Origin of the sequence: Kitasatospora albolonga (assembly GCA_002082585.1) — a bacterium.
GTDB classification, from domain to species: Bacteria; Actinomycetota; Actinomycetes; order Streptomycetales; family Streptomycetaceae; genus Streptomyces; species Streptomyces stephensoniae.
The window spans coordinates 7,505,103-7,517,900 of the sequence record CP020563.1 but is presented as its reverse complement, the minus strand read 5'-3'; the positions used below and the strand labels follow the sequence as shown (position 1 = coordinate 7,517,900).

6 protein-coding genes are annotated in these 12,798 nt (G+C 72.4%); 5 read left to right on the top strand and 1 reads right to left on the bottom strand.

Translation table 11 applies throughout. The features are described from left to right. Positions 1–520: 520 nt before the first annotated feature. The 3 genes from B7C62_32960 to B7C62_32950 are packed head-to-tail and all read left to right on the top strand — an operon-like array spanning position 521 to position 3,587. A complete protein-coding gene (locus B7C62_32960) occupies positions 521–1,555 on the top strand; it encodes an iron ABC transporter permease (GenBank protein ID ARF77484.1) in 1,035 nt (344 codons plus the stop codon). A gap of 8 nt (positions 1,556–1,563) precedes the next feature. Continuing rightward, the gene (locus tag B7C62_32955; protein ID ARF77483.1) at positions 1,564–2,712 is read left to right on the top strand and encodes a hypothetical protein; all 1,149 of its coding nucleotides are present in this window, start codon (positions 1,564–1,566) and stop codon (positions 2,710–2,712) included. Then, positions 2,709–3,587 (top strand): cobalamin/Fe3+-siderophore ABC transporter ATP-binding protein, encoded by an 879-nt coding sequence (locus B7C62_32950; protein ID ARF76561.1) that lies wholly within the window; start codon positions 2,709–2,711, stop codon positions 3,585–3,587. The genes B7C62_32955 and B7C62_32950 overlap by 4 nt, the downstream gene beginning before the upstream one ends. Before the next feature lie 209 nt (positions 3,588–3,796). Here the strand turns inward: B7C62_32950 and B7C62_32945 are convergent, their stop codons facing one another. Beyond that, the gene (locus B7C62_32945; protein ID ARF76560.1) at positions 3,797–4,462 is read right to left on the bottom strand and encodes a hypothetical protein; all 666 of its coding nucleotides are present in this window, start codon (positions 4,460–4,462) and stop codon (positions 3,797–3,799) included. Positions 4,463–5,094: 632 nt separating this feature from the next. Here B7C62_32945 and B7C62_32940 point away from each other — a divergent pair. Together B7C62_32940 and B7C62_32935 are read left to right on the top strand one after the other, a co-directional pair. Further along, positions 5,095–5,967 carry an L-proline cis-3-hydroxylase gene (locus B7C62_32940; GenBank protein ID ARF76559.1) on the top strand — a complete coding sequence of 291 codons (873 nt, stop codon included), beginning with the start codon at positions 5,095–5,097 and terminating at the stop codon, positions 5,965–5,967. 119 nt (positions 5,968–6,086) lie between these two features. Then, the gene (locus tag B7C62_32935; GenBank protein ID ARF76558.1) at positions 6,087–12,728 is read left to right on the top strand and encodes a hypothetical protein; all 6,642 of its coding nucleotides are present in this window, start codon (positions 6,087–6,089) and stop codon (positions 12,726–12,728) included. Positions 12,729–12,798 lie beyond the last annotated feature (70 nt).

Here is a 12,798-nt window from a genome sequence, read left to right as displayed (position 1 = left end):
CAGCCGGTCTCCCACGGGTCCCCAGGATCGCCGCCCTGGCGGTGAGGATCGCTCTGGCAGCCACACCCCGTGGATGGCAATCCGTCGGCGCACCGCCGACGGAGTCACCACTCCGGTCGCGGCGCCCCTGCCCCTGCCCCTGCCCCTGCCCCTGCCCCTGCGAACGAAAGCGACGGCCGAGGAGTCCGACAGGCACAAGGCGATGGAGGAACGCCGTACCTGAACCACCCAGGACCACGGACCGACCACCGGCATGGAGGCCAGATCAGATGACGGCCGGATCGGATGACGGCCAGATCCGCACCGACGCCCCGATCGCCGGGCCGACGGGGAAGTCGGGTGGGAAGCGCAGCACTTCCCGATCGCCGCAGCCACGGTACGGCAGAGCAACTCCCCTTCTCCTGGCGTCGGGTGGGGCCGTTCTTCCCAAAGAGTGCAACATAAGGGTAGGCTCACCTAAGTTGATCATTTCGGGGTGGAGAAGATCGTGACAGAATCGCGCCCTGCGCCCCGGGCCCTCCTGGAGGTTCGGCCAACTCGGCAGCGGCTGAGTGGAGTTGGAGGCCAGCGTCGCTGGGCCGGACTTCTCGTGCTGCTGGGAGTGGTGGCGCTGGCCGTGCTGCTCTCCATAGCCCTGGGGTCCAAGCCGCTCACCCCGGGCCAGGTCTGGCACGGCCTGTGGAGCCCGGAGGGCCTGGAGGCGGACATCATCGTCCGGGATCTGCGCCTGCCGCGCACCTGGCTCGGGCTCGTGGCCGGTGCCGCGTTGGGGGTGGCCGGCGCGCTGATGCAAGGTCACACCCGGAACCCCATCGCCGATCCGGTGGTTCTGGGCATCAGTGCGGGAGCCGGGACCTGTGTGGTCGTCGCCGTGTTCCTGCTCGGCGTCTCCGGCCTCCACGGCTACGTGTGGTTCGGATTCGCCGGTGCCGCCGCGGCCGGCCTGCTCGTCCACACGGTGGGGCGGCTCGCCCGGGGCGGCGCGACTCCGGTCACCCTGGCACTGGCGGGCGCCGCGGCCCATGCCCTCTTCACGGCACTCACCGCGGGGATCGTACTGATCGACCGGCAGGCCCTGGGGGTCTACCGGTTCTGGACGGTCGGCACGGTCTCCGGTCGGCCGGTGGAACTCGTCGTACAGATGATCCCCTTCGTCGCGGCGGGCCTGGTGCTGGCCGCCGCGAACGCCGGCGGGCTCAACGCCCTGTCGCTGGGCGAGGACGTGGCCCGGTCGCTGGGCCTGCGGGTGGGGCTGACCCGGGTGGTCGGCATCACCGCCATCACCGTACTGACCGGCACCGCGGTCGCCGTCTGCGGTCCGATCGGTTTCGCCGGTCTGGTCGCCACCCACATCGCCCGGTACTTCACCGGGCCCGACTACCGTTGGATTCTCGTCTACTCGGGGCTCCTCGGCGCCTCCCTCGTGGTGCTCGCCGACACCCTCGGCCGTCTCGTCGCCCGCCCAGGGGAGCTTCAGGTCGGCATCATGCTCGCGCTGATCGGCGCCCCCGTCTTCATCCACCTGGTGAGCCGCCGGAAGCCGGTGACGCCTTGACCCTCCCCATCACACCCGGACCGCACTCCCCGGCACCCGGGGAGCCCGTCGTCGGCGCCGAGCGGAACGGCCCCGGTCGCCTCCACCGGCCGACCGTTCCCGGCCGCAGGCCCCTGCGCGTCGGCCCGTTCTCCGCCGGCTGGCGCCCCCGGCAGATCCTGGTGCCGCTGCTGATCGCCGCGGCGCTCGCCTCGGCCGTGGTCGTGAGCACCGCCCGTGGCAGCAGCTCCCTCTCCGCCTGGGAGGTGGCCCTGCGGCTGCTGGGCGGGGGCACGCCCGATCATGACTTCGTCATCTTCGAACTACGCCTGCCACGCACCCTGATCGGCGCCCTGATCGGCGGCGCGCTCGGACTGGCGGGAGCGATCGTCCAAGGAATCGCACGCAATCCCCTGGCCAGCCCCGACGTCCTCGGGATCACCAGCGGGGCCGGGGTCGGCGCCGTCACCGTGATCGTCCTGGGCGGTTCCTACGGCAGCGTCAGCGACCCGCTGGCCGACATCGGCGTTCCCGCCGCCGCCGTGGTCGGCGCTCTGGCCGCCGCCCTGGCCGTCTACCTGCTCTCGGTGCGGCGGGGAATCTCCGGCTACCGGGTGCTGCTGGTCGGCATCGGCGTGAACGCGGTCCTCGGCAGCGCGCTTTCCTGGCTGCTGGTGAAGGCCGACATCACGGAGGTCGGCCGGGCGCTGGTCTGGCTCAACGGCAGCCTCGACCAGGGCATTGGCTGGTCCACCGTCCGCACCACTTTCCTGGTGCTGGCCGTTCTGGCGCCCATCGCCCTGGTCCTCTCCTTCACCTTCGGGGCTCTCGCCTACGACGAGGACACCGCGCGGGGCCTCGGGGTGCGCATGACCGCGGCCCGAGCCGCCCTGCTGCTCATCGCCGTGCTTCTCACCGCCACCGCGACCGCGGCGGCCGGGCCGGTGGCCTTCGTCGCTCTGGCCGCACCGCAGATGGCCCTGCGGCTGGCCCGCACCGGCACGCCGCCGCTGCTCGCCTCCTGCCTGCTGGGGGCGGCCGTCACGGTGTGGGCCGATGTGCTGGGCCGTACCGCCTTCGGTGATCTGCAGCTGCCGGTCGGTGTCGTGACGGCGGCCCTCGGCGCTCCCTATCTGCTCTACCTGCTCGTTCGCAGCGGAAAGGCACGTACCCCATGACCGGGACCATCAAGCTGGGCGAGGCGGCGGAGGTGCCCGCGCCGCAGGGGCGGAAAGCGGCCGGAGCGCACCCCGCTCCCGTACGGCTGCGAGCGCGGGGGCTCACCCTGGGCTATGGGCAGCACCCGGTGATCGAGGGGCTCGACCTGGAGATCCCCCACGGTTCGTTCACCGCGGTCGTCGGCCCCAACGGCTGCGGCAAATCCACTCTGCTCCGGGCCTTCGGGCGGCTGATCAAACCACGCGCCGGCGAGGTGCTGCTGGACGGTACCCCGATACACCGGATGCCGACCCGTCAGGTCGCGCACCTGGTCGGCCTGTTGCCGCAGTCCCCCGTCGCCCCCGAAGGCATCAGCGTCGCCGACCTGGTCGCCCGGGGCCGGCATCCCCATCAGAACTGGTACCGGCGCTGGACCAGCGACGACGAGGCGGCCGTGGCTCGTGCGATGCGAGCCACCGGCATCTACGAGCTGGCGGAACGGAACCTGGACGAACTCTCGGGCGGGCAACGGCAACGCGCCTGGATCGCCATGGCGCTCGCCCAGGACACCGAGCTGCTGCTGCTGGACGAACCGACCAACCACCTCGACCTCGCGCACCAGGTGGAGGTTCTGGACCTGGTGCGGACGCTGCACCGGGACATCGGGCGCACCGTGGTGCTGGTGCTCCACGATCTGACGCTGGCGGCCCGCTACGCGGACCGCCTGGTGGCACTGAAGGAGGGGAGCGTCGTGGCGCAGGGTGCGCCACGGGACGTCCTCACCGAGGGGATGCTCGCAGAGGTCTTCGGGTTGCGCGCCCGGGTCCGGCACGACGAGGAGACCGGTTCCCCTCTGGTGATCCCGCTCAGCCGCTGTGCGGAGGAAAGCGGCTGACGGGACGGCGTACGGGCTGGGGCTGCGGCGACGGGCAGGCCGCGCGGTCTGCGCTCCGCGGGGCACGCGGCCTCTGCTACCCGGGGGCGGGCGGCACCGCTTCCGTGCGGTTCACGAGCCCGCACGCCAGACCGACGCGGCACGGGGCCCACTCCCGCCGGTGGGACGGAGTGGGCCTCGTACGGGCTCCTTCAGTGCGGCGCGCCGCCTCAGCCGGCGTCGGTGTCGGCCGAGGGCGTCCGAACGGGCTGTCCGATCCGGGGCAGCGGCTGTCCGTCGCGGACCCTTACGTACAGCGCGATGTGACGGTGGCGCACCTTCACCTCGCCCAGCAGCGAGGCTCCGTTGTTCTCGATCATCTTGCGGGAGGCGGAGTTGGCCGCGTCGGGTTCGAACACCACGGCGTCACAGGCGGGGTCCCGCTCCAGGAACTCCTCGGTGATGTCCCCGATGATTCGTGAACCCAGCCCCTGGCCCGTGTCGGCCAGGTCCGCGATCGCCAGGTGGACGCTCAGGTCGTGCGGCCGGGCCTGGTAATGGTGACCGACGATGTCCTGGGCCATCCGGTAGAACTCCATGTAGGCGATGGGGCGGCCGTGCCGCTCCACGACGACGGGCCGTGAGTAGCCGGTGCGCAGCTGGGCCCTGATATGGGCGTCCCAGCGCTCCAGCGGCCAGTCGTACTCCCAGCCCTTGGCGGTGTGCGGCCGGTTCATCCACTCGCAGATCATCTCGATGTCGCCGTTGTCCGTGCGGGCCTCACGGAAGTGCAGTTCACCTCGGTGGAAGCCGGTGGGCGGCGGCGGGACCGCAAGCCAGGAGGCAGGAAGCCCGTCAGGGGTGTAGCGGGGCAGTACAGGGGCGGTGGCATTCACGGGAATGGCTCCATGGGGAGTGCGGATGTCCGGGTGCGGGGCTCCTGCACGGGACGTTCACGCCTGCCGGTCCGTCGGCCGCGCTCCGTCCACCCTGCGGTACGTGGCACGGGCGGAGCCCGGGCCACGCGGGGCAACCACTCGGGACGGGGCCGGACGTCGCGAGGCGGCTGCCGCGGATTCTTCAGTAAGGCGGGAGGCGGAAACAAGTCCGCTCCAGTGAGGCGCAGATCACGTACGACCGGTTTCCGGGGGTCGACACCCCGGCAGGAGCGCCGGGAGGCGCCACGCCCCATGGCCTCACAGGGGCACCTGTAGTGGGACATTCACACACAGCGACTGATCAACTTAGGTAAGGCTTGCCAAAGTAACGATCAGTCGGCTAGCGTCCCGAATCAGCCAACTCGACCAATGCAAATGACAGTTGGCAGGGGATTCACGTGCTCCTGCACCACGTCGTCCCCGGCACGGCCCTGTGAGCGCCCGTGCCATTCCGCACGGAGGGTCGGCCGGACCCCAGTCCGTGATGTCAGGTGCCGCCCCGGACGCGCGATCACAGCGCTGACGGAGAAGCAGACGCCCCCGTCCGCCCCGCGCGGCCACCAACCTGTGCCAGAAAGGGTGTTCTCCACGTGCGATCGCACATCCTCGGACGAATAGAACTCGATGAGCGCCGGCTCGCCCCGGACCTTGCCTATCTCGCCTCCGTTCCCCGCGGGGAGGAGGGCTACGACGAATTCAGCAACGGGTACTGGAAGAACCTCCCGCTGTGGAACGCCAGCGGTGACGCCCAGGACGACCTGTACCGGGACACGTCCGAGCCCGCCCAGCTCACCGAGCACGGCAAAAGGACCGGCTACCTGCGGGAGTTGGTGGAGAGCATCTTCGACACCGACCGGATCACCATGGTCCGCACCCGCAACCTGGTGGACGCGGTGGTGATCCCCCACCGGGACTTCGTCGAGCTGGAGCGGGACGCGGACCAGTACTTCCGGGTCCTGATGTTCCTGGAACCCAACTCCGCCGCACTGCACTCCGAGGACGACGCCGTGCTCAACATGCGCCCCGGGGAGATCTGGTTCCTGGACGCCGGGGCGGTGCACGCCGCCGCCAACTTCTCGGGAGACAGCAGACAGATGCTCTGCGTCGACTTCGCCTTCGACGGTCCGTACGAGGAGGCTGACATCTTCCGCGACAAGTCCTACCACCAGCCCGGCGGCGAGCCTCGGATCATCGAACGCCCCCAGCTCCCCGCCGAGCGCCGGGAGGCGATCCTGAAGCTCGGTGAGGTCGTGGACCGCTCCAACTTCAAGGAGTTCCTCTTCCTCCTCTCCAAGGTGCACTTCCGCTACGACGTGCCCGCCGAGGAGACCTACAGCTGGCTCCGCTCGATCGCCGAGTCCTCCGGGGACGACCTGCTCGTACGCAACGCCCTGGAGCTGCGGGACTACGCCATCGGCGCCCGCACGCTGAGCGAACGCTTCTCGCTGAACTCCTGGTCCTGAGGGACACGGGCCGTCATGGGGCGCGATCAGGCGCCCCATGACGGCCCTCGGAGCGACGGAGCACACAGCCGGGACGGGACACCCCCTGCCGGGGAGAGAGCGATGAGGAGAGGCACACGATGGGCCCGACGGACACCGCTGCGGCGGAACGCGACCGCAGACGCAGGCTGGCGGCGCTGCGCAAGCGCATGGCCGAGAGCGGCGGCGCGGCAGGAGGAGGAGCGGAGCCCGCACCGGTCGCCTTCGCACCCGGGGCCGAGACTCCGGCGAGCCCCGCACAGCAACGGCTGTGGCTCCAGCACGCCGCGGACGCCACCGGTGCCGCCCTCAACGTGGGCACCGCCCTCACCCTGCGCGGGCCCATCGGCATCCCCGCCCTGACCGCCGCCGCCCGCGCGGTCGCCGGTCACCACGAGATCCTGCGGACCCGCTACACCCTGAGCGCCACGGGCGAACTGCTGGCCGTCCCCGACCTGTCGGCCGAGACGCTGCCGGTGACCGTCACCGACGCCCGGGGCGGCGACCTCGACGCGCTGATCGCCGCCGAACTGCGCACCCCCTTCGACCTGGAGGCCGAGCACCCGGTACGCCTGACCCTGTACGCCGAAGGCCCCGAGCACCACACTCTGTTGCTGGTCGCCCACCACATCGCCTGGGACGACGCCTGCTGGGCGATCTTCTTCGACGACCTCGCCGCCGCCTACCGGGGACACTCCCTCGCCCCGGCGGTCCGCTACGCGGAGGCCGCCCACGCCATGCGGCTGGAGCACTCGGCGGCGCTGCCCGCCCTCCAGCGGTACTGGACGAAGGCCCTGGCGGGCGCGGACCCGGCCACCGGGCTCGGCAGTGTGGTGGCCCAGGACCACACAGGTGTCTGCCGCTTCCACGAGGAATCCCTCGACCCGGCCTTGTCCGGGGCGGTCGAGGCACTCGCCCGACAGCACTCCACCACCCCCTTCGTGGTCCTGCTCACCGCCTTCGCCGCCGGGCTGCGCCACCACACGGGCAACGACCGGGCCGTGATCGGGACCCCGGTGACGCAGCGGGACAGCGAGCTCTGCGCCCGGTCCCTCGGCTACTTCGGCAACGTCGTGCTGCTGCCCCTCTCCGTCCCCGCCGACCACGGCCTGGGCAGCCTCACGGAGCGCACCGGACAGACCGTCACCGACGCCCTTCAGCACCAGGACCTCCCCTACAGCGAGGCGGTACGGCTGCTGGGTGCCTCCGGACGGGCCCGGCCCATCGAGGTCAGCTTCGGCATCGAGGACGCCGGAGTCCATCTGGCACTGCCCGGTGTGGCGGTCGAGGCCCGGGCGGCACGGGGCGGAATCGGGCAGGTCCCCCTGTCCGTGATGGCCCGACGCACCCCGGACGGCCGCTGGGTCCTGCGCTTCGAATACCTTGAGGACGCCTTCCCCGACGGCCGGATCAACTCCTTCGCACGGACCGCCCTCCGGGTCCTGCGAGCGGCCCTGCGGGCCCCCGGTACCTCCCTGGCCGAACTCCCGCTGGTCACCGAGAAGGAACGCGAGCTGCTTCTGGGCCAGGGGAGCTCCCCGGCGTTCATCGGACCCTGGCGCTCCGCGACGGACCGGATCGAGGCGCAGGCCGCCGCACGGCCGGACGCGGTCGCGGTGCGCGCAGCCGGGTCCACGCTGACGTACCGGGAGCTCAACGACCGCGCGGCAGCCGTCGGCCGCTGGATCGCCGCCCGGGGCATCGGCCCCGAGGACCTGGTGGCCTGCGCACTGGGACGTACCGCGGACAGCGCCGTGGTCGCGCTCGGGGTCCTGAAGTCCGGCGCGGCCCTGCTGCCCCTCGACGTCGCACATCCCGCCGGCCGTCTGGCGCGCCTGCTGGCCGAGGCGGCCCCCCGGCACCTGTTCACCAGCGCCGCCACCGACGACCGGGTACCCGCGGGCGCCGTACCGCGGACCGTCGTCGACTCCCCCGCCTGGCACACCGAGCTGGAACAGTTCTCGGGCCCGGGCGAGCTGAGAGACCGCGACCGGGTGCGCCCGCTGCGTCCGCAGAACCTGGCGTACGTCATCTACACCTCGGGGTCGACCGGCGCGCCCAAGGGAGTGGGCACCACCCACGCCGCCCTCGGCGACCATCTGGAGTGGCTGACCGGCCACTTCCGGAGCACCCATGACGAAGGTGAGAGAGTCCGCTGGCTCCAGCTGGCCTCGCCCGCCTTCGACGTCTCCCTCGGTGAGCTGCTGGGCCCGCTGTGCGTCGGCGGCGAAGTCCTGGTGCCCCGGGCCGGTGCCGAGGGCGACCTCGACCTGCTCCTCGCTGAGGTGGACGCTCTGCGGGCCACCGTCGTCCACGCCGTACCGTCCTTCCTGAACTATCTCGCGGCGGCAGCGCCGCAGAGGCCACTGACCTCACTGCGCTGGCTGCCGGTCGGCGGCGAGGCCCTGCCCGGAGAACTGGCCGACCGGGTACGCGCCCGGTTCGGCAACGGCGGCAGGCTCACTCTCGGCAACTACTACGGCCCCACGGAGACCACCCAGTCCGTCACCGGCTACCGGGTCGAGAGCCCGCAGGGACACCGCACGGTTCCCATCGGGCGGCCCAAGTGGGGGAACACCGCGCTGCTCCTGGACTCCGCGCTCGGTCTCACCCCACCGGGCGAGACGGGAGAGCTCTACCTGGAGGGCAGCTCGCTGGCCCGGGGCTACCTGGGCCGCCCGGCGCTCACCGCCGAACGCTTCGTGCCCAGCCCGCTCACCCCCGGGCAGCGGCTCTACCGCACCGGGGACCTGGCGCGCTTCGGCGCGGACGGTGAACTGGAGTTCGTCGGCCGGGCGGACGACCAGGTCAAGATCCGCGGCTTCCGGGTGGAGCCGGGCGAGATCGAGGTGGCGCTGCGCGCCCAGGACGGCGTGGAGCAAGCCGTCGTCGTCGCCCGTGAACAGGCGGAGACCGGGACCGGGCTGGTGGCCTACCTCACCCCGGCGGAGGGCCGGGACATCGACCTGCCGGCCCTGCGTGCCCGGCTGACCGCCGCGCTCCCCGCCCATATGGTGCCCGGTTCCTTCGTCGTCCTGGAGAAGCTGCCGCTGACCCCGGCCGGCAAGACCGACCGACGCGCGCTGCCCGAGGCCCCGCCGGAGGAGACCGCCGCCTTCCGCCCCCTCGACAACGTCCTGGAGCGCGAGATCGCCGCGCTCTTCGCCGAACTCCTCGCGCCGGCCGGGGAACCGGCCGCCGAGCCGGCGGAGTCCGACGCGCCGACGGTCGGCGGACGCCGCGTCGGCTCCGACACCTCCTTCTTCGAACTGGGCGGCCACTCGCTGCTGCTCACCCGCCTGCTGTCGCGGCTCCGCCACAGGTACGGCACCGTCGTCGCCGTACGGGACGCCTTCACCCACTCCACCCCCGCGGGGCTCGCCCGGCTGGTCCGCGACGGCGCCACGGACGACCGGGCCCGCGACTCCGCCCCGCCGGCCGCCCGCAACCGCCCGGAGACCGTTCCGCTGTCCTTCGCCCAGCAGCGCATCTGGTTCGTGGACAGGATCGAGACGGACAGCACCACGTACAACGTGCCCATCGCTCTGGATCTGGCCGGCCCGCTCGACACCGACGCCCTGCGGGGCGCTCTCGGTGATCTGCTGCTGCGCCACGAGAGCCTGCGCACCGTCTTCCCCGACCACGAAGGGGTCGGCCGCCAGGAGGTCCTGGACGACCACCGCGTCGAACTGCCGGTGACCGGGACGGAGCCCGAGAACCTTGAGTCCGCCCTCGCCGGGGCCGCCGCGCATCCTTTCGACCTCACCCGCGAACGGCCGCTGCGCGCCACGCTGTTCCGCGTGTCCGAGCAGCACCATGTGCTCTCCCTGCTGCTCCACCACATCGTGTGCGACGAGGTGTCGGCGAGCCTGCTCGTCGACGACCTCACCCGCGCGTACGCCGCCCGGCTGGACGGCGCCGGCCAGGGCGGCGCCCAGGTGCTGCCCTCGCTGCCCGTCCAGTACGCCGACTACGCGCTGTGGCAGCGGGAGCGGCTGGACGCGGCGGACGGATCGGCCGGCCCTCTGACGGAGTTCTGGCGCGGCTACCTGGCCGATCTGCCGCAGGACACCGCCATGGCCACGGACCGCCCCCGCCCGGTCCGGCCCGACCCGGCCGGCGGCGTCGTCCCCTTCTCCTTCGACGCCGACGTCCGCCGAGGCGTCGAACGGCTCGCAGAGGCAACGGGGGCGACGCCGTTCATCGTGCTCCAGGCGGCCGTCGCCACCCTGCTGTGCAAGCTCGGCGCCGGCGACGACGTACCGCTCGGCACCCCCGTCGCCAACCGGCCCGACGAGGCGGTGACCGAAGCGGTCGGGCTCTTCGTCAACCTGCTGGTCGTACGCAACGACCTCACCGGGAACCCGACCCTGGACGAGATCGTGCGCCGCGCCAGGGCCCGCGCCGTGGACGCCTACCACCACGCGGAGCTGCCCTTCGAGCGCATGGTCGAAGCCGCCGGGGCCGAGCGTTCGCTGAGCGTCAACCCGCTCTTCCAGGTACTGGTCCAGCTGCGGGACGAGGAGAACCTCCTCCGGGAAGCCGGCGGACTGCGCTGGCGTTCGCTGCCGCAGCACACCACTACGGCCAAGTACGACCTCTCCGTCAACTTCGAGCCCGACGGACGGTCCGGCGGCTGGGGCGGGGAGCTCATCTACCGGCGCGACCTCTACGACGAGGCCACCGTGCGGCAGCTGGCCGACCGCCTCGGCCTGGTGCTGCGCACCATGGGCACGGAGCCCGGCCGTCGGCTGCACACCCTGGAACTGGTCACCGAGGCGGAGCGGCGGCTGATCCTGGACGAATGGAGCCGCGGGCCCGAAGCGGCCCCCGACCGCGCCGAGACCCTGCCCGAGCTCATCGAGCGGTCCAGGGCCGCGCTCGGCCTGCCCGGCCGTGCGGAGCGGACCGCTGTGGAGTGCGCGGGCCGCACCATCGACTACGCCGAACTCCACCGGCGCAGCGACCGGCTCGCCCGGCTGCTGCTGGCGCGCGGCGCGGGGCCGGACCGCTTCGTGGCCATCGCCGTACCCCGCTCCATCGACATGGTGGTCGCGCTGCTCGCGGTGGTGAAGACCGGAGCCGCGTACCTGCCGCTGGACCTGCGGCTCCCGGCCGAGCGGCTGGAGTACATGATCGGCGACGCAGCCCCCGTCGCCGTGCTCACCCGCTCCGACGCCCTGGCCGGCCTGCCCGGCACCTCCGCGACCCCGCTGATCCCGCTGATCCCGCTGGACGGCGCCGAGGCGGTGGCCGAACTCGCCGCGCAGCCCGACGAACGGCTGCCTGAGGAGGTGTCCCGCCGGGCCCGGGGGGAGAACATCTCCTACTTCCTCTACACCTCCGGGTCCACCGGGGTTCCCAAGGGGGTGATCGGCACCCAGCGGGCCTACGCCGCCCGGCTGGCCTGGCAGCCGGTGCACTACCCCGTCCCGGAGCCCGACGTCCGGCTCTGCCAGGGCTGGCTGAGCTTCCACGACGGGGGCTGCGAGATCCTCGCCGGCCTGATCGCGGGGGCCCGTCTCATCGTCGCCGACGAGGCCGAGGCCCGCGACGTGGGCAGTCTGGCCGGCCTGATCGAGAACAACCCGATCGGGCAGGTCACCGCGGTTCCCACCGCCATCAACGCGCTGATCGGTGTCTCACCGGAGGCGGTTCGCTCGGTGCCCCGCTGGATCAGCAGCGGCGAGCCCATGACCGAGGCCCTGCTGCGACGGCTGCGGGCCGCCGCACCGGACGCGGAGATCGTCAACAACTACGGTGCCACCGAGCTGAGCGGCGGCGTCGTACGGGGGCCGATGCACCGTCACGGACTGCACCTGGGCACCCCCGTGGCCGGCGCCCGGGTGCTGGTCCTGGACCGTCACCTCAACCTCTGCCCGCCCGGGGTGCCCGGCGAGGTGTACGCCGCGGGCCACCAGCCGGCCCGCGGCTACTGGAAGCGCCCCGGCCTCTCCGCCGCCCGCTTCCTGCCCGACCCCTACGCCGACACCCCCGGCGCCCTGCTGTACCGCACCGGGGACCGGGCCCGCTGGAGCCGGGACGGCCGGCTGCTCTTCGAGGGCCGCACCGACCACCAGGTGAAGGTGCGCGGCATCAGGCTGGAGCTCGGTGAGATCGAGGCCGTCATGCGGATGGCGCCCGAGGTGGCGCTGGCCGCCGCCCGCACCCACCTGGAGAACGACTCCACTCTGCTGGCCGGGTACGTCACCCTGGCCGACCCGGGCTCCGACCGGGACGCGGCACTCGCTTCCGTCCGCGAGCACCTGGCGAGGGAACTGCCCCTCTACCTGCATCCGTCGGTGCTCACCGTGCTGGACGCCATGCCGCTGACCGGTTCCGGCAAGCTGAACCGGCCCGCTCTGCCCCTGCCCGACCCGCGCACCTCCGGCACCCGGCAGCCCCCACGCGGCGCCACCGAGGAGGCCGTCGCCGCGCTCTTCAGCGATGTTCTCGGCACGGCGGACATCGGGCGGGAGGACGGATTCTTCGCCCTCGGCGGGGACAGCATCATCTCCGTCCAACTCGCCAGCCGGGCCCGTGCCAAGGGGCTGCGGGTCACCGCGCAGATGGTCTTCGAGAACCCCACCGTCGCCGAACTGGCCGAGGCGTGCGAGCGCGCCGCCGAGGACGACACCCCCGACCGTGGAACCGCCCCAGGCACACCGGCCGCCGACACCGAGGTCTCCGGCCTCGACAAGGACACCCTCCAGGCGCTGCTCGGCAGCTGGAAGCGAGCCTGACATGGCCGCCGCGACACCCCCTGACACCCACACACCCCCGCCTCCGGCGGGACCATACGGAAGCTGGAGC

Excerpts from the sequence above, each read along its gene's own strand:
- B7C62_32950 (ARF76561.1), top strand. The coding sequence starts at position 2,709 with ATGACCGGGACCATCAAGCTGGGCGAGGCGGCGGAGGTGCCCGCGCCG.
- B7C62_32935 (ARF76558.1), top strand. The coding sequence starts at position 6,087 with ATGGGCCCGACGGACACCGCTGCGGCGGAACGCGACCGCAGACGCAGG.